Raw genomic sequence first — 21,984 nt, forward strand, 5'->3', positions numbered from 1 at the left:
GCGGAGCGAGCCACCTTCCGCGCCCGCGCGGAAGGTGCCCCCGGACCCGGTCGGTACCGGCACCCGGGCTTCCGGATCGGCCGCCGGTTCCTCCAGCACCGCTGGCAGCTCACGCCACAGGGCAGGGGTCATCGCGTTCCGTTTGCCCGGGCGGTGGAGGGCCGGGACGACGACGCCCGCGTGTCGCGCACCGTGTGCGGAGTCGGCTCCATGGGCGTGGTCGGCTCCATGGACGTGATCGTATGCGGCACGCGCCACGTTCTGTCATGGAACCGACTGGCACGGAAGGCTTCTGTCAAATGCCATCGAAAAGTGCCGAGTTGCAGTCAGCGGCACAGACCGGAGCCGCGCGGCACCACCATTTCCTGCAAGTACATCTGCAAGTACATCCATGACCGACCAAGAGAGCGGGGTACGCAGATGGAGAGCCGCGGTGGACAGCTCGCCGGCGTCATCGACGAGGCTCCCACGGACGCCGGGAGAAGGCAGCCGGCGGACGACGGGAGCCGGGCGGGGACGAGGGCGGGGCCCAGGGGCGCCGCTATGGTGCCGCTGAGGGGGCGCGGCGAGCCGCCCCGGCGCGGCGAACACCGCACGGTGGACTGCGCGTACGACGGCAGGGTGGGGTACGCGCGGGCCCGCACGCAGGGCCCCGAGCGGGAGAACAGCTGGCGGTTCACGGCGCCTGCCGCCGACTCCTCCGTCCCCCGCCTGCGGCACGCCGTGCGCGACCTGCTGGGGCGGCAGCCGGTGCGCGTCCCCGAGGACACGCTCCAGGGCGCGCTGCTGATCCTCTCGGAGCTGGTGACGAACGCCGTACGGCATGCGGCGGTGCTCTCGCCCGAGATCGGGGTCGAGATCCGGCTGGGCGGCGGATGGCTGCGGGTGGCGGTGGAGGACGGCCATCCCTACCGCCCCAAGGCACTGGAGGCCGAGCCGCTCCAGGAGCAGACCGGCGGCCGGGGGCTGCTGCTCGTCAAGACGCTCACCACCGAGGCGGGCGGTGTCTGCGACGTCGAGCGGACCGGCGCCGGGGGAAAGATCGTCTGGGCCGCGCTGCCCCTGGGGGCGGTCGGTTAGGGGCCGGCCGCCGGTGCTCCGGGCGCGGGATTCACCAGCCCCCCGCGCCGCCCGTCACCTCGCGGATCGCGGGACGGGCCGCGTCCAGCACGGTCATGAACCAGGTCGAGAAGGTGTCCGTCGCGTGCCGTGCGGCCAGTTCCTCCGCCGTCACGAACGCGATCTCGGCGATCTCCTCCGGGTCCGGCCGCGGCTCCTCGCGCAGCAGCCCCGCGAACAGGTGGTTGAACTCCTGCTCGACCAGGCCCGAGGTCGGATCGGGGTGGTTGTAGCGCACGGTGCCCGCCTCCCGCAGCAGCGCGGGCGCGACCCCCAGTTCCTCGCCGACCCGCCGCGCGGCGGCGGCGAACGGCGATTCGCCCGGATACGGATGTCCGCAACAGGTGTTGGACCACACTCCTGGTGAGTGGTACTTGCCCAGCGCCCGGCGCTGGAGCAGCAGCCGGCCCCTGTCGTCGAAGAGGAAGACGGAGAAGGCGCGGTGCAGCTGCCCGGGGGCCACATGGGCCGAGAGCTTCTCCGCGGTACCGATCGTGATCCCGTCCTCGTCGACCAGTTCGAGCATGATCGGGGCCGCTGAGCTGTTCGCCATGGTCATCCTTCTCGTGGGCCGGTGGGCAGCGCGACCCAGTCTGCCGCAGGTTACGCCGCAACTCCGCATTGTGCGGGATTCTGTCTCTTTCGCGCACAGACCCGTGCATGGCTGACCGAGTACGTCGACTCCCGGTACCGCACCGGTCAACCCGCACCGGTCAACCCGCCGCGGTGCCCGCCTCCGGATGCCGCAGCAGCCAGCCCTCCCACGCGGAGGCGACCATCTCGCGCACCCCGAAGCGCGGCTCCCAGCCCAGCTCCTCGCGGATGCGGTCGGCCGCGGCCACCACCCGCGCCGGGTCGCCGGGGCGGCGGGGCGCCACGAGGGGGGCGGGCTCGTGCCGGCCGGTGACCTCGGCCACGAGGCGGGCCATCTCCCGGACGGAGACCCCCACGCCCGTGCCCACGTTGAGCGTCAGATCGCTGCCGTCCGCGGCGCCGCCGCCGGCCGCCATCGTGCGGGCCGCCGCCACGTGCGCGTCGGCCAGGTCCTGGACGTGGATGTAGTCGCGGACGCAGGTGCCGTCCGGGGTGGGGTAGTCGTCACCGAAGATCCGGGGCGCCTCGCCGCGCGTGAGCGCGTCGAAGAACATCGGGACGATGTTGGAGACGCCGGTGTCGGACAGCAGGGGCTCGGCCGCCCCGGCGACGTTGAAGTAGCGCAGACAGGCCGTGTTCAGCCCGTGCGCCCGCCCGGCGGCGCGCACCAGCCACTCGCCGGCCAGCTTGGTCTCGCCGTACGGGTTCATCGGCACCGTCGGTGTCCGCTCGGTGACCAGGTCCACGTCCGGCATGCCGTAGACGGCGGCCGAGGAGGAGAGGACGAAGCGGCGCACGCCCGCGTCGACCACGGCGCCCAGCAGCACCGTGAGACCGTGCACGTTCTCCTCGTAGTAGCGCAGCGGCTGCTCGACCGATTCGCCCACCTGCTTGCGGGCCGCGAGATGGATCACACCGGCGACCCCGTGCTCGGCGAGCGTACGGTCCAGCAGCGGGCGGTCCAGCACCGAGCCGCGCACCAGCGGCACCTCGGCGGGCAGACGCTCGGGGACGCCGGCGGAGATGTCGTCCAGCGCGACGGCCCGCTCACCCGCGGCCACCAGGGCCCGTGCGACGTGCGCGCCGATGTACCCCGCGCCGCCTGTGATCAACCACGTCATGTCCCGCACCCTATCGGCCCCGGTTGTGGCCCGAGCCCATGATCGACCATGCTGGGGCACGCGGGCGCCGCGCGGGCAACGCCGGGGCGATGAACGCTCGGTGAAGGCCGCCTCCGGCGATCCGATACTCTCTGCCGACGTGCTGCCGACCCCCTCCGGGCGACGGCGCACGCTGCCCGCTGCCTGATGTGTGTCCCCCCTTGCGCGGGTATGCCAGCTTCCAAGGAGTGAGTTCGTTCTGTCGACCGCCATCCTCACCGGTCCGCCGGTCGCCGGGTCGTCGCTCGAGGCCGACCTGCGCTCCCTCGGCTTCGATGTGCGCGTGGCCGACGGCCCCGAGTCCCTCGGCGCCCAGCTGGCCGCGACGGCGGCGCACGAGCGCCTCGCCCTGGTCGACCCCCGCTTCGTCGGCCACACCCACGCCCTGCGCCTCGCCCTGAAGGACCCCCGCTTCGCGGCCGGCGCGCTGCCCGGCGTGCTCGGTCTCGCCCCCGAGGCCCGGCGGGCGCTCCCGCGCGAGCCGGCCGGCGGGCCCGACGAGGCGGCCCGCGCGCTGGAGGCCGCCGGCATCGAGGTACACCGCCCCGAGCTGGGCGTCCTGGTGGCGGCCGTCCCCGCCGACGGGGCCGCGCGCGCCGAGGCCGCCGCCGCCGTCGCCGCCGTGGACGAGGAGAAGGTGCGGCTGCGCTCCGCGGTCAAGTCCCGCGACGGCTTCTTCACCACCTTCTGCGTCAGCCCCTACTCGCGCTACCTCGCCCGCTGGTGCGCCCGCCGCGGTCTGACCCCGAACCAGGTCACCACCGCCTCGCTGGTCACCGCGCTGATCGCCGCGGGCTGCGCGGCCACCGGCCAGCGCTGGGGCTTCGTGGCGGCCGGGGTGCTGCTGATCGCCTCGTTCGTGCTGGACGCCACCGACGGGCAGCTGGCCCGCTACGACCTCCAGTACTCCACGCTCGGCGCCTGGCTGGACGCCACCTTCGACCGGGCCAAGGAGTACTCCTACTACGCGGGCCTCGCGCTGGGTGCCGCCCGCGGCGGGGACGACGTGTGGGCCCTCGCGCTCGGCGCCATGCTGCTGATGACCGCGCGGCACACCGTCGACTTCTCCTTCAACGAGGCGTCCCACACCGACGCCGCCGACGCCGGGCACTCCAGCCCCACCGCCGCGCTCTCCAAGCGGCTGGACGCCACGGGCTGGACCGTGTGGGCGCGCCGGATGATAGTGCTGCCCATCGGTGAGCGCTGGGCCCTCATCGCCGTGCTGACGGCCGCCACCACACCCCGCGTCACCTTCGTCGTGCTCCTCGTCGCGGGAACCTTCGCCGCCTGCTACACCACCGCGGGGCGGCTGCTGCGCTCCGTCCGCCGCAGGGCCCGCACCGACAAGGCCGCCGCGGGCGTCCTCGCCCTCACCGACAGCGGCCCGCTCGCCGAGCCGGCGGCCCGGGTGCTGCGCCCGCTGCGGCCGAGGGGGCTGGTGGTGCCCGCCGTCGGCCTGCTGGGCGGCGCCGTGATCCTCGCCACCGCGTGGACGGCGCCGCTGGGCAGCCCGTGGCCGGTCGCCGCCGCCGCGTTCTACGCCCTGTGCTCCGGCGTCGCCCTGGCCCGGCCCCTCAAGGGAGCCCTGGACTGGCTGCTCCCCCCGATATTCCGTATCGCGGAATACGCGACGATCCTGGTGCTCGCGGCCCGCACGGAGGCCCACGGCGCGCTTCCCGCGGCGTTCGGGCTGGTGGCGGCTCTCGCCTACCATCACTACGACACGGTGTACCGCATCCGCGGTGGCACCGGAGCGCCTCCGCGCTGGCTGGTGCGGGCGGTCGGGGGGCACGAGGGACGGACCCTGCTGGTCACCGTCGTCGCCGCCCTCTGGCTGGGCGGCGGCCAGGCGCAGGACTTCATCTTCGCGCTGACCGCGCTCGCCGTGGTCATCGCGGCCGTGGTGCTCGTCGAGAGCATCCGTTTCTGGGTGTCGTCGCAAGCACCCGCAGTACACGACGAAACAGGAGAACCCGCATGATCGGCCTCGTGCTGGCTGCCGGCGCCGGACGGCGTCTGCGCCCCTACACCGACACCCTGCCCAAGGCCCTGGTGCCGGTTGACGGTGACACCACCGTCCTGGACATCGCCCTGGCCAACTTCGCCGAGGTCGGTCTCACCGAGGTGGCCGTCGTCGTGGGCTACCGCAAGGAGGCCGTCTACGAGCGGCAGGCATCGCTGGAGGCCAAGCACGGCGTCAAGCTCACCCTCATCGACAACGACAAGGCCGAGGAGTGGAACAACGCCTACTCCCTCTACTGCGCCCGTGAGGTGTTCAAGGAGGGCGTGCTGCTGGCCAACGGCGACACCGTGCACCCCGTCTCCGTCGAGAAGACCCTGCTGGAGGCGCGCGGCAACGGCCAGAAGATCATCCTGGCCCTCGACACGGTCAAGAACCTCGCCGACGAGGAGATGAAGGTCGTCGTCGACCCCGACAAGGGCGTCCAGCGCATCACCAAGCTGATGGACCCGGCCGAGGCCACCGGCGAGTACATCGGCCTGACCCTCATCGAGGCGGAGGCCGGCGCCGAGCTGGCCGACGCGCTGAAGGCCACCTTCGAGCGCGACCCGCAGCTCTACTACGAGGACGGCTACCAGGAGCTGGTGAACCGCGGCTTCAAGGTCGACGTGGCCCCCATCGGCGACGTCAAGTGGGTCGAGATCGACAACCACGACGACCTCGCCAAGGGCCGGGAGATCGCATGCCAGTACTGACCCGCCTCATTCCGTCGCCGGTCGTCGTGGACATCTCCCGCGGCGCCCTGGACGACCTGGCGGGCCTGTTGGCCGATCAGCGGATCTCCACCAACGGCAAGCTCGCCTTCGCGATCAGCGGCGGCTCGGGCGCGGCCCTGCGCGACCGGTTCGCGCCGCTGCTGCCCAACGCCTCCTGGTACGAGGTCGGCGGCGGCACCCTGGACGACGCGATCAAGCTCGCCGACGCGATGAAGACCGGCCGCTACGACGCGGTCGTCGGGCTCGGCGGCGGCAAGATCATCGACTGTGCGAAGTACGCGGCGGCCCGGATCGGCCTGCCGCTGGTCGCGGTCGCCACCAACCTGTCGCACGACGGGCTGTGCTCGCCGGTCGCCACCCTCGACAACGACGCGGGCCGCGGCTCCTACGGGGTGCCCAACCCGATCGCCGTCGTCATCGACCTCGACGTCATCCGCGAGGCCCCCGAGCGCTACATCCGCTCCGGCATCGGGGACGTCATCTCCAACATCTCCGCAGTCAAGGACTGGGAGCTGGGCCACGAGGTGCGCGGCGAGGCCATCGACGGGCTCGCCGCCGCCATGGCGCGGCAGGCCGGCGAGGCGATCCTGCACCACCCGGGGGACGTCAGCGACGACAACTTCCTCCAGGTGCTCGCCGAGGGGCTGGTACTCACCGGCATCTCCATGTCGGTGGCCGGGGACAGCCGCCCCGCCTCCGGCGCCTGCCACGAGATCAACCACGCCTTCGACCTGCTCTACCCCAAGCGGGCCGCGCCCCACGGCGAGCAGTGCGGGCTCGGCGCCGCCTTCGCCACGTATCTGCGCGGGGACAAGGACACGGCCAAGCTGATGGTCGAGGTGCTGCGCCGGCACCAGCTGCCGGTGCTGCCCGCGGACATCGGCTTCGACGCGGACGAGTTCGTCGAGGCCGTCGCGTACGCGCCGCAGACCCGCCCCGGGCGGTACACGATCCTGGAACACCTCGACCTGTCCACCGACCAGATCAGGGACGCGTACGCGGACTATGCGCAAACCATCGGTAGCTGAACTGCGGCCGGTCGTGCACCCCGCCGGGGTCAAGGACCGGCGGAGCGGTGAGCACTGGGCGGGCCGGCTCTACATGCGCGAGCTGTCGCTGCGCGTGGACCGGCACCTGGTGAACACCAGGGTCACCCCCAACCAGCTGACGTATGTGATGACCGTCGCCGGGGTGCTGGCGCTGCCGGGCCTGCTGGTGCCGGGGATCGCGGGCGCGGTGCTGGGCGTGCTGATGGTCCAGCTCTACCTGCTGCTCGACTGCGTCGACGGCGAGGTGGCCCGCTGGAAGAAGCAGTTCTCGCTGGGCGGGGTGTACCTGGACCGCGTCGGCGCCTACCTGTGCGACGCCGCGGTGCTGGTCGGCTTCGGTCTGCGCGCCGCCGACCTGTGGGGCGGCGGGCGCGTCGACTGGCTGTGGGCCTTCCTCGGCACCCTCGCCGCGCTGGGGGCCATCCTGATCAAGGCGGAGTCCGACCTGGTCGGTGTCGCCCGCCACCAGGGCGGGCTGCCGCCGGTCAAGGAGGCGGCGTCCGAGCCGCGCTCCTCGGGGCTGGCGCTGGCGCGCCGGGCCGCGGCGGCCCTGAAGTTCCACCGGCTGGTCCTGGGCATCGAGGCGTCGCTGCTGATCCTGGTGCTCGCGGTGGCCGACCAGATCCGCGGGGACCTGTTCTTCTCCCGGCTCGGTGTCGCCGTCCTCGCGGGCATCGCGGTTCTCCAGACGCTGCTGCACCTGGTGTCCATCCTGGCTTCGAGCAGGCTCAAGTGACGGGTGAGATGACGGAGGGCAGGAGAGCGATGCGACTGGGTGCCGTCGTGCTCACCATGGGCAACCGCCCCGAGGAGCTGTGCGCACTGCTGGATTCGGTGGCCAAGCAGGAGGGCGACCCCGTCCAGGTCGTCGTGGTGGGTAACGGAGCGCCGCTGCCCGAGCTGCCGGAGGGTGTACGGAAGGTCGAGCTTCCGGAAAATCTCGGCATCCCCGGGGGCCGCAACGTCGGCATCGAGGCGTTCGGCCCCTCGGGCACCGAGGTGGACGCGCTGCTGTTCCTGGACGACGACGGGCTGCTGCCCGGCACCGACACGGCCGAACTGGTGCGTGAGGCGTTCGAGGCCGATCCGGAGCTGGGCATCATCAGCTTCCGCATCGCCGACCCGGACACGGGCGTCACCCAGCGCCGCCACGTGCCCCGGCTGCGCGCCTCCGACCCGATGCGCTCCTCGAAGGTCACCACCTTCCTCGGCGGCGCCAACGCCGTGCGCACCAAGGTGCTGGCCCAAGTCGGCGGCCTGCCCGACGAGTTCTTCTACGCGCACGAGGAGACCGACCTGGCCTGGCGCGCCCTGGACGCCGGCTGGGGCATCGAGTACCGCGCCGACATGGTGCTCCACCACCCCACCACGGCGCCCAGCAGGCACGCGGTCTACCACCGGATGGTGGCCCGCAACCGGGTCTGGCTGGCCCGCCGCAACCTGCCGGCCCTCCTCGTCCCCGTCTATCTGGGCGTCTGGCTGCTGCTCACCCTCGTCCGCCGCCCCTCCATGCCGGCGCTGCGGGCCTGGCTCGGCGGATTCAAGGAAGGCTGGACGACGCCGGCCGGTCCCCGCAGGCCCATGCGGTGGCGTACGGTATGGCGTCTGACGCGGCTCGGACGCCCGCCCGTGATCTGACAAGCTCTCCTTTGAGAGCATCGGCTCCACAAAGCACCTGCGCAGTGTGAGGACGAAAGTTTCCAACGTGAGCGAGACAACCCACGACAGTGCCGGCAGCAGCGTTTCCGGCGTGGCACCTCCGCCGTCACCGGACGATGCTCTGACCCCCGCCGAACTCGCGGCCAAATACGGCCTGTCGGTGAGCGGGGCGCGCCCCTCGCTGCCCGACTACGTACGGCAGCTGTGGGCCAGGCGGCATTTCATTCTCGCCTTCTCCCGGGCGAAGCTGACGGCCCAGTACAGCCAGGCCAAGCTGGGCCAGTTGTGGCAGGTCGCCACGCCGCTGCTGAACGCGGCGGTCTACTTCTTCATCTTCGGCGTGCTGCTGGGCGGCCGGGACGGCACCCCCGGCGGCAAGGAGAACTACGTCCCCTTCCTGGTCACCGGGGTGTTCGTCTTCACCTTCACCCAGACCTCGGTGCTCAACGGGGTGCGGGCGATCTCCTCGAACCTGGGGCTGGTGCGCGCGCTGCACTTCCCGCGCGCCTCGCTCCCGATCTCCGTCTCGCTCCAGCAGCTCCAGCAGCTGCTGTTCTCGATGATCGTGCTGGTGGTGATCCTGCTCGGGTTCGGGCAGCTCCCCGGCTGGTCGTGGCTGCTGATCGTCCCGGCTCTCGTACTCCAGTTCGGCTTCAACACCGGGCTGGCGCTGATCATGGCCCGGCTCGGCAGCAAGACCCCGGACCTGGCCCAGCTGATGCCGTTCGTCACCCGTACGTGGATGTACGCGTCCGGCGTGATGTTCCCGCTCCAGCACATGCTGCAGACCCGGGCGGACGCACCGGCCTGGCTCGTGGACCTGCTCCAGGCCAACCCGGCCACCGTGTACATGGACCTGATCCGCTTCGCGTTCATCGACAACTACCCCAGCAGCGAGCTGCCCCCCCACGTGTGGGCGCTGGCGCTCGGCTGGGCGGTCGTCGTCGGCATCGGCGGATTTGTTTTCTTCTGGAAGGCGGAGGAGCGTTATGGCCGTGGCTGAGCACACCGAGCAGAGCGGAGCGTCCGCCGAGTCCGGCGCCAGGGCCGGGACCGCGCAGGCCCCGGCTCCGTGGATCCCCACCGTCATCGCCGAGGACCTGCACATCGTCTACCGGGTCTACGGCGGCGCCAAGGGCAGGGGCAGCGCCACCGCCGCCCTCAACCGCATCATCCGCCGCAAGCCGGGCGGCGGCATGCGCGAGGTGCACGCGGTGCGCGGGGTCAGCTTCACGGCCTACCGAGGTCAGGCGATCGGCCTCATCGGCTCCAACGGTTCGGGCAAGTCCACGCTGCTCAAGGCCGTCGCGGGTCTGCTGCCGGCCGAGCGCGGCCGGGTCTACACCGACGGCCAGCCCTCGCTGCTGGGCGTCAACGCGGCCATGATGAACGACCTGACCGGCGAGCGGAACGTCATCCTCGGTGGCCTCGCCATGGGCATGTCCCGCGAGGAGGTGGCCCGCCGCTACCAGGACATCGTCGACTTCTCCGGCATCAACGAGAAGGGCGACTTCATCACCCTGCCGATGCGGACCTACTCCTCCGGTATGGCGGCCCGCCTGCGGTTCTCCATCGCCGCGGCCAAGAACCACGACGTCCTCATGATCGACGAGGCGCTGGCCACCGGTGACAAGAGGTTCCAGAAGCGCTCCGAGGCCCGCATCCGCGAGCTGCGCAAGGAGGCGGGCACCGTCTTCCTCGTCAGCCACAACAACAAATCGATCCGCGACACCTGCGAGCGGGTGCTGTGGCTGGAGAAGGGCCAGTTGCTCCTGGACGGGCCCACGGACGAGGTGCTCAAGGAGTACGAGAAGTTCACCAGCAAGTAGCGGGAGCACCGAGGAACACCGGAGGCGGCCCGTCCCGCCGGCATCAGCCGGCGGGACGGGCCGCTTCCGGTTCGGGGAGGGGGACGGCCGGATCACACCTCGGCCGGTGTGGTTTCCCGCTTCTTCTCCGCGTCCGCCTCCGTCTCCGCGGCCTCGCTCAGCCCCACCCGGGAGTGCAGCCTGCGCAGCGGCCCGGGGGCGTACCACGCCGCCCGGCCCAGCAGCCGCATCGCGGCCGGCACCAGCACCCCGCGCACCGCAACGGCGTCGATCAGGATGGCGAGCCCGCTGCCGAGGCCGAACATCTGGATGAAGGAGACCTGGCTGGTGGCGAAGGCGAAGAAGCTGACGGCCAGCAGTCCGGCCGCCATGGTCACGATGCGCCCGGTGCGGGAGAGCCCGCCGGTCACCGCCTCCCGGTCGCCGGCGCCCGCGTCGTGCAGCTCCTTGATGCGGCTGGTGACGAAGACCTCGTAGTCCATGGACAGGCCGAAGACGATGCAGAACATCAGCACGGTCATGGAGGTGTCCATCGGCATCGGGGTGAAGTCCAGCACCGAGGACAGGTGCCCGTCCTGGAAGACCCACACCATCGCGCCGATGGCGGCGGTCAGGCTGATCCCGTTCAGCACCAGGGCCCGCAGCGGCTGGAGGAGGCTCCCGGTGAACAGGAAGAGCAGGACGAAGGTGGAGCCGACGACCCAGGCGACGGCGGCGGGCAGCTTTTGGGCGATGGCGTCCTTGGAGTCGATCAGCTGTGCGTCCCGGCCGCCCACCAGCGTCTCGGTGCCGCCGGGACCGGGCAGGTCCCGTATGGCGTGGACGAGGTCCTGGGCCGCGCCGGATGCGGGGGCGGTGCCGGTGGTGACGGCCAGCCGGTGGATGCCGTTCCGCTCGAACGCGGCGGCGGGGCCGGGCCCGCGCACCGAGCGCCCGTGCGCGTACGTCCCCGTGGCGGCCTGGACGCGCACGACGCCCTCCAGCCGGGAGACCTCGGCCGCGTAGCGGTCCACGGCAGCCTTGCCGGTGCGGCCCTCGGTGACGATCGAGACGCCTGTCGCGTCGTTCCCCGCGAAGTCGCTCCGAAGGGCCGCGGAGACCTGGCGGCTCTCGGCGTCCGGGGGCAGCACCCGCTCGTCGGGGGAGCCGAAGGCGGCGCCCAGCAGCGGGCTCGCGGCCAGGAGCAGCACGGCCAGCACCGGCAGGGCGGTCAGCGCGGGGCGCCGCATGACGGTGCCGGCCAGTTTCCGCCACAGCGGGGCCTCGGTCCTGCGGACCGCGTCGGCCCACGGCAGCCGTCCCTTGTTGACGCGGTGTCCGAGGACGGCCAGCAGCGCCGGGACGACCAGCAGCGCGGAGAGCGCGGCGATGGCCACCACCCCGATGCCCGCGTACGCGAAGGAGCGCAGGAAGAACGGAGGGAAGAGCAGCAGCGCGGTGAGCGCGGCCACGACGGTCGCCGCGGAGAAGAGGATGGTGCGGCCCGCCGTGCGCACGGTCCACCGCAGCGCCCGCGCGGTCCCGTCCCCGGCGTCGAGCCGCTCGCGGAAGCGGCTGACCAGCAGCAGCCCGTAGTCGATGCCCAGGCCGAGCCCGAGCGCGGTGGTGAGGTTGACGGCGAAGACGGAGACGTCGGTGAGGCTGCCGAGCACGTACAGCTCGGCGAAGGTGCCCAGGATGGCGACGAGCCCGATGGCCAGGGGCAGCAGCGCGGCGACGACGCTGCCGAAGGCGATGATCAGCAGGACCAGGGTGACGGGCACGGCGATGGACTCGGCCAGCGCGAGGTCCTTCGAGACCTGGGCGGAGACGTCCTGGTTGAGCGCGGCCGGGCCGCCCGCCCGGACGGTGACCGCACCGCGGTCGCCGGTCCACTCGTCGGTGACCTCGGTGATCCGCTCGGTGTCGGCGTCGTCCACGTGGGCCAGGACCAGGGCCTGGGTGCCGTCGCGCGAGGTGAGGGCCGAGCCGCCGGGCGCCCAGTAGGAGGTCACCTGGGAGACGCCGGGCTCGGCGCGCAGGCCCCGGGTCAGCTCGCGGCCGGCCCGCTGGACCGGGGGCGCTTCGAGGTCGCCTCCCTGGGCGCGGACGAGGAGCACGAGGTTGTCCTCGCCGCCGAACTCGTCCTCGATGAGGGCCGCGGCCCGGGAGGAGGGCGAGTCCGGGTCGTCGAAACCGCCGCCCTGGAGTTTGCCGAAGGCGCCGAAGCCGACGGCGGCCAGGGCCACCACCGCCAGCAGGGAGAGCAGCAGCACGGTGCGTGCCCTGCGGTAGGTGAGGTCGGCTATGCGTTCGAGCACGGGTGAGTCCCCCTGAAGAAGAGCGGGCTTGCGAGGGAGGGCGACGCAGCAGCCGGCCCCCCGAAGTTGACGGCGTCAACATGCAATCATGCCGAGGGATGTTACTGCCGTCAACATCGGGCAGGATGGACGGTATGCAGGCGAACAGCGAAGCGACGGGCGAGGCGGAGCGGGAAGCGGCCCGCACAGGCGTGGCGGGAAGCGGCACCCGGGGCAAGGGCCGCTACCACCACGGCGATCTGCGCAACGCCCTCATCCGGGCCGCGATCGAGCTGGCCGCCGAGGGCGGCCCGGACGCCGTGGTGCTGCGCGCCGCCGCCCGCAAGGTCGGGGTCTCCGCCACCGCCGCCTACCGGCACTTCGACGGCCAGACCGACCTGCTGGGAGCCGTGAAGGACTACGGCCAGCAGCGGCTCGTCGCCTCCATGGAGGACTGCGGCCGCGAGGTCGGCGGGCAGGGCCCCGAAGCGGCCAGGGAGCGCATGATGGCGCTCGGCCGCGGCTACATCCGCTTCGCCCGGCGGGAGCCCGGCCTCTACCGCACGGCCTTCTGCCACAAGGCGCTCGGCTCCCTGGGGATCACCGCGGAGGGCGTCGTCGAGGACCGCGGGCCGCTCACGCTGGAGGCCCGTTCGTTCGAGATGCTCACCGACACCCTGGACGAGGCCGTCGCCGTCGGGCTGATCGCACCGGAGCGCAGGCCCGGGGCCGAACTCAGCGCCTGGGCCATGGTGCACGGCGCGGCGATGCTCTTCCTCGACGGCCCGCTGGGGGCCCTCGGCGAGGAGCAGGCCGACTACGTCATCGAGCGCGTCGTGGGCGACGTCGTCGCCGGGCTGATGTCCCCCTGACGAGTGATCGATCTTGTCCGGTTCCATGCGGTGACCCACCGCACGGGGGATTGATGTACGGCGTAAGCTGTTTCGGTGCTGATGCGCGCTAAGTCGGGCGAACCGGCCCTGGTCGACCTGTGTCACCGGCCGCTTCCGCAGGCCAGCGTGTGCGGCGTGTCCGAAATAGGATGTTCTGGCGCGGCGGTGTAGAAACGGAGATGTGACGGCAATGGCCATGGGCAGCACGTGGTGACCGCGGAGGAGGACGCGCACGCGAGCGCGGTGCTCTCCAAGGCCAAGGCGGAGAACTTCCCGGTGGCGCCCCGCTTCCTGCCCCGCGCGTGGCGGGACGACCTGATGGCCGTCTACGGGTTCGCCCGCCTGGTCGACGACATCGGCGACGGCGACCTCGACTCCCCGGCCGCCCACGCCTCGGCCCTGGGGCTGGCCCCGGAGCAGTCCGGCGATCCGCTCGCCATGCTCGACGCCTTCGAGGCCGACCTGCACCGCGTGTTCGACGGCTCCGGCCCCCGCGGCGCCTCCGCCGGCCCCGTCCCCCCGGGCGCCGGGCCCGGCCACCCGCTGCTGCGCGCCCTCGTCCCCACGGTCCGCCGCCGGGGCCTGACGCCCGAGCCGTTCCTCGCCCTGATCGAGGCCAACCGGCAGGACCAGAAGGTCCGCCGCTACGCCACCTGGTCCGAACTTCTCGCCTACTGCGAGCTGTCGGCCAACCCGGTCGGCCGCCTGGTGCTGGCCATCACCGGCACCGCGACGCCCGAGCGGCTGCGCCGCTCCGACGCGGTCTGCACCGGCCTGCAGATCGTCGAACACCTCCAGGACGTCGCCGAGGACCTGGCCCGGGACCGCATCTACCTCCCGGCCGAGGACATGGACCGCTTCCGCGTCGGCGAGGCCGACCTGGCGGCCCCCAGCGCCAACGCCTCCGTACGCGCCCTGATCGCCTACGAGACCGACCGCGCGCTGGGACTGCTGGACGAGGGCACGCCGCTGGTGCGCAGTGTCCACGGCAGGCTCCGGCTGCTGCTCGCCGGGTTCACCGGCGGCGGCCGGGCGGCGGCGGGGGCGCTGCGGGCGGCACGGTACGACGTACTGGCGGGAGCTCCCCGGGCGGGCGCCGCGCGCGTGCTGCGCGAGTCCTGGGCGAGCCTGCGAGGAGAGGGGTGACCGGGACGGTGGAGAACACGCCGAAATCCGCCGGAACCGACCGGGCCGCGGCCGGTTCCGTGCGGCAGCCCTCCGCACACGTGACGGCCGCCTACCGCTACTGCGAGGCCGTCACCGGCCAGCAGGCCCGCAACTTCGCCTACGGCATCCGGCTGCTGCCCGGCCCCAAACGGCAGGCCATGTCCGCGCTGTACGCCTTCTCCCGGCGGGTCGACGACATCGGTGACGGCGACCTGGACGACGCGACGAAGCGGGAGCGGCTGGAGCAGACCCGGCGGCTGCTGGCCCGGATCAAGGACCGCGAGGTCGCCGACGACGACACCGACCCGGTCGCGGTCGCCCTCAGTCACGCCGCCACCCGGTTCCCCCTCCCGCTCGACGCGCTGGACGAACTGATCGACGGCGTGCTGATGGACGTGGCCGGTACCCGCTACGAGACCTGGGACGATCTGAAGGTCTACTGCCGCTGCGTCGCGGGGGCCGTCGGACGGCTCTCGCTGGGCGTCTTCGGCACCGTACCCGGCGCGCGGGAAGCCGGGCGCGCTCCCGAGTACGCCGACACCCTGGGGCTCGCCCTCCAACTGACAAATATTCTCCGGGACGTACGGGAAGACGCGGAGGGCGGACGTACGTATCTCCCCTCGGAGGACCTCGAGAAATTTGGCTGTACCGCAGGATTTAACAGCGATACGGTGCCGCCGGGCGCCGACTTCACGGGCCTGGTGCACTTCGAGGTACGGCGCGCCCGCACGCTGTTCGCCGAGGGGTACCGCCTGCTGCCCATGCTCGACCGGCGCTCCGGCGCGTGCGTGGCGGCCATGGCGGGCATCTACCGCCGCCTGCTCGACCGCATCGCGGCCGACCCCGCCGCCGTGCTGCGCGGCCGTGTCTCCCTGCCCGGCCGGGAGAAGGCGTACGTGGCGGTGCGCGGGCTCGCCGGGCTCGACGCGCGACAGGCCGCCCTGCGGCAGGCACCGCGGCGGGGCGCCTGATGCCCTTGACGACCCGCTTCCGGTCAACTCGCCGCCACCGTCCGGCGTCCCAGCGGACACGGACCGCACCCACGAGCGGGACCGAGGGGAGGAGCGTCCATGACAGCGGACGATGCGCGGCCCGGTGAGCGGTCCGGCGGACCGGGCGGTGCCGTGGTGCTCGGCGGCGGACTGGCGGGCGTCACGGCGGCGCTGCGGCTGGCCGACGCCGGGATCGCCACCACGCTCGTGGAGACCCGGCCCCGGCTGGGCGGTCTCGTCTTCTCCTTCCGGCGCGACGCGGACGCCGGGCCGCTGACCGTCGACAACGGCCAGCACGTCTACCTGCGCTGCTGCACCGCCTACTCCTGGTTCCTGGAGCGGGTCGGCGCCGCCGGGCTCGCGCCCCTCCAGGACAGGCTGGACGTCCCCGTGCTCGACGTGGGCGGCGCCCGCCCCCGGCTGGGGCGGCTGCGGCGCACCGCGCTGCCCGTACCGCTGCACCTCGCCGCGAGCCTCGGGACCTATCCGCACCTCTCGCCGGCCGAACGCGCCTCGGTGGCCCGCGCCGCGCTCGCCCTGCGGCGGCTCGACCCGGCCGACCCGGCCCTGGACGCCCTGGACTTCGGCACCTGGCTGCACCGGCACGGCCAGTCGCCCCGCACCGTCGAGGCGCTGTGGGACCTGGTGGGCGCCGCCACCCTCAACGCCCGCGCCCCGCAGGCCTCCATGGGGCTGGCGGCGATGGTCTTCAAGACCGGACTGCTCAGTGACCCGGGCGCCGCCGACATCGGCTGGGCGCACGTGCCGCTCGGCGACATCCACGACGTCCTCGCGCGCGCCGCCCTTCAGAAGGCGGGCGTCCGCACCCTGCTGCGCACCCGCGCGCGTGCCCTCATCCGGGCGGACGGCGGCGGCTGGCGGGTGACGGTCGACCAGGGCGCCGACGGTCCCGCCCAGCTGACGGCCGGCACGGTCGTGCTCGCCGTACCGCAGCGCGAGGCGCACCGGCTGCTGCCCAGCGGCGCCCTCGCCGACCCCGCGCGGCTGCTGGACATCGGCACGGCGCCCATCCTCAACGTGCACGTCGTCTACGACCGCAAGGTGCTGCGCCGGCCCTTCTTCGCCGCGCTCGGCACCCCCGTCCAGTGGGTCTTCGACCGCACCGCCGCCTCCGGCCTCACCGGCGGCGGCCAGTACCTCGCCCTGTCGCAGTCGGTCGCGCACGAGGAGATCGACCAGCCCGTCGCCACTCTCCGCGAGCGCTACCTGCCCGAACTGGAGCGGCTGCTGCCCGCCGCGCGGGGCGCCGGGGTACGGGACTTCTTCGTCACCCGGGAGCGCACCGCCACCTTCGCGCCCGCGCCCGGAGTCGGGCGGCTGCGCCCGGGGGCACGCACGTCGGCAGCCGGCGTCTACCTCGCGGGCGCGTGGACCGCGACCGGCTGGCCCGCGACCATGGAAAGCGCTGTCCGCAGTGGGGCGAGTGCCGCGCGCGAAGCCCTCCGCGCGCTGGGCCGGCCGCACGGGAAGGAACCGCTCCCCGGCATCGAAGGAAGGGCCCATGAGCACCACTGACGCAACGAGCACCGCCAGCCCGGGCCCCGCAGCCGGCCCGACAGCACCGCACCAAGGAGACCCTGTGACCCCGGCGAAGCAGCATCTCGCGCACGCGGAGAACGCCGACGGCGAGAGCGTGAAGGGGGAGGAGGAGAGCGGTAGCGCGGCCGTCACCGCTCTGCTGGAGCGCGGACGCGGCCTGACCACCCCGGTGCTGCGCGCGGCCGTGGACCGGCTGGCACCGCCGATGGACACCGTGGCGGCCTACCACTTCGGCTGGATCGACGCGGAGGGGCGCCCGTCACAGGCCGCCGGCGGCAAGGCGGTGCGGCCCGCGCTGGCGCTGCTGTCCGCCGAGGCCGCCGGGGCGGCACCCGAGGCGGGCATCCCCGGAGCGGTCGCCGTAGAGCTGGTGCACAACTTCTCCCTGCTGCACGACGACCTCATGGACGGCGACGAGCAGCGCCGCCACCGCGACACCGTCTGGAAGGTGCACGGCCCGGCACAGGCCATCCTCGTCGGGGACGCCCTGTTCGCGCTGGCCGGCGAGATACTGCTGGAGCTCGGCACCGTGGAGGCCGGCCGGGCCACCCGGCGGCTGACGGTGGCGACCCGCAAGCTCATCGACGGGCAGGCCCAGGACATCTCCTACGAGCACCGCGACCAGGTCACGGTGGAGGAGTGCCTGCACATGGAGGGCAACAAGACCGGCGCGCTGCTGGCCTGCGCCGCCTCCATCGGCGCCGTCCTCGGCGGCGCCGACGACCGCACCGCGAACGCGCTGGAGGCCTACGGGCACCACCTCGGCCTCGCCTTCCAGGCCATCGACGACCTGCTCGGGATCTGGGGCGACCCCCGGTCCACGGGCAAACAGGCGTGGAGCGACCTGCGGCAGCGCAAGAAGTCGCTCCCGGTCGCCGCCGCACTCGGCGCCGAGGGGCCCGCCGCCTCCCGCCTGGCCAAGCTGCTGGCGGCGGACGCGAAGAAGAGCCAGGCGGAGTTCGAGGACTTCCACGAGGCGGAGTTCGCCGAACGGGCCGCCCTCATCGAGGAGGCCGGGGGCCGCGAGTGGACCTCCCAGGAGGCCCAGCGGCAGCACACCACAGCCATCGAGGCGCTCGACTCCGTCGAGATGCCCGGGCGGGTGCGCGAACAGTTCACCGCGCTCGCCGACTTCGTCGTCGTACGGCAGAGGTGAACGCCCGCGGCACCTGACGGCTCCGAGCCATCGGACACTTCGGAAGGAGAAGGGATGACCGCAACGACGGACGGACCCGCTGGACCCAGCGTCTCCGGAACGAAGAAGACCACGCGCGAGACTCCGGCCCCCACCGGGCGGGAGAGCGTCACCGCGCTGGCGGAGCGGACCGCGGCCCGCGCCGTCGACCACCTGCTCGCCCGGCAGGACGAGGCCGGCTGGTGGAAGGGCGACCTGGAAACCAACGTCACGATGGACGCCGAGGACCTGCTGCTGCGCGAGTTCCTCGGCATCCGCGACGAGAAGACCTTCGCGGCCGCCGCCCGCTGGATCCGCTCCCAGCAGCGCGAGGACGGCACCTGGGCGACCTTCTACGGCGGGCCCGGCGAGGTGTCCACCACCGTCGAGGCCTACGTCGCCCTCAAGCTCGCCGGCGACGACCCCGAGGCCCCCCACATGAAGCGCGCGGCCGCCTGGGTGCGCGAGCAGGGCGGAGTGGCCCGCGCCCGGGTCTTCACCCGCATCTGGCTCGCCCTCTTCGGCTGGTGGAGCTGGGAGGACCTGCCCGAACTGCCGCCGGAGATCATCTGGTTCCCCAAGTGGTTCCCGCTCAACATCTACGACTTCGGCTGCTGGGCGCGGCAGACCATCGTGCCGCTCACCATCGTCTCCGCCTTCCGCCCCGTCCACCCGGCGCCCTTCCGGCTGGACGAGCTGCACCGCGACCCGGCCCGCCCCAACCCGCCCGCCCCCATGGCCCCGCCCACCACCTGGGACGGCGCCTTCCAGCGCATCGACCGCGCCCTGCACGCCTACCGCAAGGTGGCCTCCCGCAGGCTGCGCCGCGCGGCGCTGAAGGAGGCCTCGCGCTGGATCATCGAGCGCCAGGAGAACGACGGCTGCTGGGGCGGTATCCAGCCGCCCGCCGTCTACTCGCTGATCGCGCTGCGGCTGCTCGGCTACGACCTGGAGCATCCGGTGATGCGCGCCGGGCTCGACTCGCTGGACCGTTTCGCCGTCTGGCCCGACGGGGAGACCCGGATGGTCGAGGCCTGCCAGTCCCCGGTGTGGGACACCTGCCTGGCCTCCATCGCGCTGGCCGACGCGGGACTGCCGCGCGACCACCCCGCGCTGGTCAAGGCCGCCGACTGGATGCTGGGCGAGCAGGTCGTCCGCCCCGGCGACTGGGCCGTGCGCCGCCCGCACCTCACCCCCGGCGGCTGGGCCTTCGAGTTCCACAACGACAACTACCCCGACACCGACGACACCGCCGAGGTGGCGCTGGCACTGCGCCGCATCGAGCACCCCGACCCGGAGCGGGTCGAGCGGGCCATCGCCCGCGCGGTGCGCTGGAACCTGGGCATGCAGTCCAGCGACGGCGCGTGGGGCGCCTTCGACGTCGACAACACCAGCAGGTTCCCCAACCGGCTGCCCTTCTGCGACTTCGGCGAGGTCATCGACCCCCCGTCCGCGGACGTGACGGCGCACGTGGTGGAGATGCTGGCCGCCGAGGGCAGGCAGCACGACCCGCGCACCCGCAAGGCCGTCGCCTGGCTGCTGGCCGAACAGGAGGACAACGGCTCCTGGTTCGGCCGCTGGGGCGTCAACTACCTCTACGGCACCGGCTCCGTCCTCCCGGCGCTGGCCGCCGCCGGACTGCCCCCCTCCCACCCGGCCATCCGGCGCGCCGTCGGCTGGCTGGAGAGCGTCCAGAACGAGGACGGCGGCTGGGGCGAGGACCTGCGCTCCTACATCGACTCCGAGTGGGCCGCCAACGGCACCTCCACCCCCTCCCAGACCGGGTGGGCGCTGATGGCGCTGCTGGCGGCCGGCGAGAAGGACAGCGAGGCCGTCGAGCGCGGCATCGGCTGGCTGGCCGAGAACCAGCGCGAGGACGGCTACTGGGACGAGCCGTACTTCACCGGGACCGGCTTCCCCTGGGACTTCTCGATCAACTACCACCTCTACCGGATGGTCTTCCCGCTGACCGCGCTGGGCCGCTATCTGCACGGCGACGGTCTCGAGAACGTCGTGAGGCGGGCCGCCTGATGGAGCGCCCGGAAGCCCCGGGACCGCTGCTGGTCGCGTGCGCGCTCGGCATCGAGCACCTCGCCCTGCGCGGCGGCCTGGGGCGCCCGGGCACCACGCCTCACTCGGACGGGGGAGCGGGCGGCGGTCACGTCCGGCTGCTCCGCAGCGGCATGGGCGCCCAGGCGGCCCGCCGCGCCATGACCAGGGCGCTCGCCACCGAGCGCCTGCCCGGCGGCACCGCCGTCCTGGCCACCGGGTTCTGCGCCGGGCTGGCCCCCGGCATGCGGCCGGGGGACCTGGTCGTCGCCGAGGAGACCCGCCACGAACAGGGCCGCACCCGCTGCACCGGCACCGGGCTGCTGGCCACCGCCCTGGCCCGGCACGCGCCCGGCGGCACCGTCCACGTGGGCGCCCTCGCGGGCACCGACCACGTGGTAAGGGGCCGGGAGCGGGCCGCGCTGCACACCACCGGAGCCATCGCCGCCGACATGGAGTCGGCCGCCACCCTGGACGCCGCCGCCGCGGGCACGGCCCGGCGTCCGGTTGCGGCTGTACGGGTGGTCGTGGACGCTCCGGGCCATGAACTGATCCGCATCGGGACACTGCGAGGTGGAATATCGGCATTCCGCGTCCTTCGCGGTGTCCTGCCCGCATTCCTCGAATGGCACCGATCCCTGCTGCTCCCCTGGAGGTGAGCCAGAAATGGCCATGCCGCTCCGCCAGACACTCCGAATCGGGACGTATCTGTTTCAGCAGAAGTTGCGCAAGCGTGAGAAGTTCCCCCTCATCGTGGAACTCGAACCGCTCTTCGCCTGCAATCTCAAGTGCGAGGGCTGCGGAAAGATCCAGCACCCGGCGGGGGTGCTCAAGCAGCGGATGCCGGTGGCGCAGGCGGTGGGGGCCGTCCTGGAATCCGGCGCGCCGATGGTCTCCATCGCGGGTGGCGAGCCGCTGATGCACCCGCAGATCGGGGAGATCGTGCGGCAACTGGTGGCCAAGCGGAAATACGTCTTCCTTTGCACCAACGCCATGCTGCTGCGCAAGAAGATGGACCAGTTCAAGCCGTCGCCGTATTTCGCTTTCGCCGTGCACATCGACGGGCTGCGGGAGCGGCACGACGAATCCGTGGCCAAGGAGGGCGTGTTCGACGAGGCGGTCGCGGCCATGAAGGAGGCCAAGCGGCGCGGCTTCCGGGTCACCACCAATTCCACCTTCTTCAACACCGACACCCCGCAGACGATCATCGACGTACTGAACTTCCTCAACGACGAGATCAAGGTGGACGAGATGATGATCTCGCCCGCCTACGCCTACGAGAAGGCACCCGACCAGGAGCACTTCCTGGGCGTCGAGCAGACCCGCGAGCTGTTCAAGAAGGCCTTCGCCGGCGGCAACCGGGCCCGCTGGCGGCTCAACCACAGCCCGCTCTTCCTCGACTTCCTCGAAGGCAAGGCCGATTTCGACTGCACGGCCTGGGCCATTCCCAACTACTCCCTCTTCGGCTGGCAGCGCCCCTGCTATCTGATGAGCGACGGCTATGTGCCCACCTACCGGGAGCTGGTGGAGGAGACCGACTGGGACAAGTACGGCCGCGGCAAGGACCCGCGCTGCGCCAACTGCATGGCGCACTGCGGTTACGAACCGACCGCCGTGCTGGCCACCATGGGATCCCTCAAGGAGTCGCTGCGCGCGGCCCGTGAGACCGCGGTCGCCAACCGGTCGAGCTAGCCGCGACCGGGCACCGCCACCACCGGACCACC

The 21,984-nt window shown here is 72.7% G+C and carries 19 protein-coding genes; 16 read left to right on the top strand and 3 right to left on the bottom strand.

Annotated features, from left to right (window positions below; all coding sequences use genetic code 11):
• Positions 1-543: 543 nt before the first annotated feature.
• A complete protein-coding gene (locus FM076_RS27730) occupies positions 544-1,080 on the top strand; it encodes an ATP-binding protein (protein ID WP_173873599.1) in 537 nt (178 codons plus the stop codon).
• Between the two features lie 31 nt (positions 1,081-1,111).
• On the opposite strand, the gene idi is transcribed toward FM076_RS27730, so the two are convergent.
• The gene (gene idi / locus FM076_RS27735; RefSeq protein ID WP_173873600.1) at positions 1,112-1,672 is read right to left on the bottom strand and encodes an isopentenyl-diphosphate Delta-isomerase; all 561 of its coding nucleotides are present in this window, start codon (positions 1,670-1,672) and stop codon (positions 1,112-1,114) included.
• A gap of 160 nt (positions 1,673-1,832) precedes the next feature.
• The gene (galE, locus tag FM076_RS27740; protein ID WP_173873601.1) at positions 1,833-2,834 is read right to left on the bottom strand and encodes a UDP-glucose 4-epimerase GalE; all 1,002 of its coding nucleotides are present in this window, start codon (positions 2,832-2,834) and stop codon (positions 1,833-1,835) included.
• Positions 2,835-3,072: 238 nt separating this feature from the next.
• On the opposite strand from galE, the gene FM076_RS27745 reads away from it, so the two are divergent.
• From FM076_RS27745 to FM076_RS27775, 7 genes are all read left to right on the top strand, one after another.
• Entirely contained in the window at positions 3,073-4,854 is a 1,782-nt protein-coding gene (locus FM076_RS27745; RefSeq protein ID WP_173875061.1) for a DUF5941 domain-containing protein, read from the top strand.
• On the top strand, positions 4,851-5,588 hold the full coding sequence (locus FM076_RS27750) for a sugar phosphate nucleotidyltransferase (protein ID WP_173873602.1): 738 nt from the start codon (positions 4,851-4,853) through the stop codon (positions 5,586-5,588). Before FM076_RS27745 ends, FM076_RS27750 begins: the two co-directional genes overlap by 4 nt.
• Positions 5,576-6,637, top strand: coding sequence for an iron-containing alcohol dehydrogenase family protein (locus FM076_RS27755; RefSeq protein WP_173873603.1), 1,062 nt, complete (start codon positions 5,576-5,578; stop codon positions 6,635-6,637). Before FM076_RS27750 ends, FM076_RS27755 begins: the two co-directional genes overlap by 13 nt.
• Positions 6,615-7,394, top strand: coding sequence for a CDP-alcohol phosphatidyltransferase family protein (locus tag FM076_RS27760; protein ID WP_173873604.1), 780 nt, complete (start codon positions 6,615-6,617; stop codon positions 7,392-7,394). The genes FM076_RS27755 and FM076_RS27760 overlap by 23 nt, the downstream gene beginning before the upstream one ends.
• Positions 7,395-7,423: 29 nt before the next feature.
• A complete protein-coding gene (locus FM076_RS27765; protein WP_173875062.1) occupies positions 7,424-8,296 on the top strand; it encodes a glycosyltransferase family 2 protein in 873 nt (290 codons plus the stop codon).
• Between the two features lie 67 nt (positions 8,297-8,363).
• The gene (locus FM076_RS27770) at positions 8,364-9,320 is read left to right on the top strand and encodes an ABC transporter permease (RefSeq protein ID WP_173873605.1); all 957 of its coding nucleotides are present in this window, start codon (positions 8,364-8,366) and stop codon (positions 9,318-9,320) included.
• Positions 9,307-10,146, top strand: coding sequence for an ABC transporter ATP-binding protein (locus tag FM076_RS27775; protein ID WP_173873606.1), 840 nt, complete (start codon positions 9,307-9,309; stop codon positions 10,144-10,146). Before FM076_RS27770 ends, FM076_RS27775 begins: the two co-directional genes overlap by 14 nt.
• A gap of 92 nt (positions 10,147-10,238) precedes the next feature.
• On the opposite strand, the gene FM076_RS27780 is transcribed toward FM076_RS27775, so the two are convergent.
• Positions 10,239-12,446 (bottom strand): MMPL family transporter, encoded by a 2,208-nt coding sequence (locus FM076_RS27780; protein ID WP_173873607.1) that lies wholly within the window; start codon positions 12,444-12,446, stop codon positions 10,239-10,241.
• A 134-nt stretch (positions 12,447-12,580) separates the two neighbouring features.
• Here FM076_RS27780 and FM076_RS27785 point away from each other — a divergent pair, with 134 nt between their 5' ends.
• The 8 genes from FM076_RS27785 (at position 12,581) to hpnH (ending at position 21,952) form a co-directional block, all read left to right on the top strand.
• Positions 12,581-13,297, top strand: coding sequence for a TetR/AcrR family transcriptional regulator (locus tag FM076_RS27785; RefSeq protein ID WP_173873608.1), 717 nt, complete (start codon positions 12,581-12,583; stop codon positions 13,295-13,297).
• 228 nt (positions 13,298-13,525) lie between these two features.
• Positions 13,526-14,464, top strand: a complete 939-nt coding sequence (gene hpnC, locus FM076_RS27790; protein WP_173873609.1) for a squalene synthase HpnC — start codon at positions 13,526-13,528, stop codon at positions 14,462-14,464.
• Between the two features lie 59 nt (positions 14,465-14,523).
• On the top strand, positions 14,524-15,456 hold the full coding sequence (hpnD, locus tag FM076_RS27795) for a presqualene diphosphate synthase HpnD (RefSeq protein ID WP_345945451.1): 933 nt from the start codon (positions 14,524-14,526) through the stop codon (positions 15,454-15,456).
• Between the two features lie 99 nt (positions 15,457-15,555).
• Complete coding sequence (hpnE, locus tag FM076_RS27800; RefSeq protein WP_173873611.1) at positions 15,556-17,013, top strand: hydroxysqualene dehydroxylase HpnE; 1,458 nt, start codon at positions 15,556-15,558, stop codon at positions 17,011-17,013.
• Between the two features lie 118 nt (positions 17,014-17,131).
• Positions 17,132-18,193, top strand: coding sequence for a polyprenyl synthetase family protein (locus FM076_RS27805; RefSeq protein WP_173875063.1), 1,062 nt, complete (start codon positions 17,132-17,134; stop codon positions 18,191-18,193).
• Positions 18,194-18,247: 54 nt separating this feature from the next.
• Positions 18,248-20,242 carry a squalene--hopene cyclase gene (gene shc, locus FM076_RS27810; protein ID WP_173873612.1) on the top strand — a complete coding sequence of 665 codons (1,995 nt, stop codon included), beginning with the start codon at positions 18,248-18,250 and terminating at the stop codon, positions 20,240-20,242.
• Entirely contained in the window at positions 20,242-20,919 is a 678-nt protein-coding gene (locus FM076_RS27815) for a 1-hydroxy-2-methyl-2-butenyl 4-diphosphate reductase (protein WP_173873613.1), read from the top strand. The genes shc and FM076_RS27815 overlap by 1 nt, the downstream gene beginning before the upstream one ends.
• 7 nt (positions 20,920-20,926) lie before the next feature.
• Entirely contained in the window at positions 20,927-21,952 is a 1,026-nt protein-coding gene (gene hpnH, locus FM076_RS27820; RefSeq protein ID WP_173873614.1) for an adenosyl-hopene transferase HpnH, read from the top strand.
• The last annotated feature ends 32 nt before the right edge of the window (positions 21,953-21,984 follow it).

This window comes from Streptomyces albus subsp. chlorinus (assembly GCF_013302895.1).
GTDB lineage: Bacteria > Actinomycetota > Actinomycetes > Streptomycetales > Streptomycetaceae > Streptomyces > Streptomyces chlorinus.

Bases quoted from the DNA above. Each gene is read 5' to 3' on its own strand.
- FM076_RS27815 (WP_173873613.1), top strand. From the start codon at position 20,242: ATGGAGCGCCCGGAAGCCCCGGGACCGCTGCTGGTCGCGTGCGCGCTC.
- FM076_RS27785 (WP_173873608.1), top strand. From the start codon at position 12,581: ATGCAGGCGAACAGCGAAGCGACGGGCGAGGCGGAGCGGGAAGCGGCC.
- FM076_RS27775 (WP_173873606.1), top strand. From the start codon at position 9,307: ATGGCCGTGGCTGAGCACACCGAGCAGAGCGGAGCGTCCGCCGAGTCC.
- idi (WP_173873600.1), bottom strand. From the start codon at position 1,672: ATGGCGAACAGCTCAGCGGCCCCGATCATGCTCGAACTGGTCGACGAG.
- FM076_RS27755 (WP_173873603.1), top strand. From the start codon at position 5,576: ATGCCAGTACTGACCCGCCTCATTCCGTCGCCGGTCGTCGTGGACATC.
- FM076_RS27760 (WP_173873604.1), top strand. From the start codon at position 6,615: ATGCGCAAACCATCGGTAGCTGAACTGCGGCCGGTCGTGCACCCCGCC.
- hpnH (WP_173873614.1), top strand. From the start codon at position 20,927: ATGGCCATGCCGCTCCGCCAGACACTCCGAATCGGGACGTATCTGTTT.
- FM076_RS27730 (WP_173873599.1), top strand. From the start codon at position 544: ATGGTGCCGCTGAGGGGGCGCGGCGAGCCGCCCCGGCGCGGCGAACAC.
- galE (WP_173873601.1), bottom strand. From the start codon at position 2,834: ATGACGTGGTTGATCACAGGCGGCGCGGGGTACATCGGCGCGCACGTC.
- FM076_RS27765 (WP_173875062.1), top strand. From the start codon at position 7,424: ATGCGACTGGGTGCCGTCGTGCTCACCATGGGCAACCGCCCCGAGGAG.
- shc (WP_173873612.1), top strand. From the start codon at position 18,248: ATGACCGCAACGACGGACGGACCCGCTGGACCCAGCGTCTCCGGAACG.
- hpnE (WP_173873611.1), top strand. From the start codon at position 15,556: ATGACAGCGGACGATGCGCGGCCCGGTGAGCGGTCCGGCGGACCGGGC.
- FM076_RS27750 (WP_173873602.1), top strand. From the start codon at position 4,851: ATGATCGGCCTCGTGCTGGCTGCCGGCGCCGGACGGCGTCTGCGCCCC.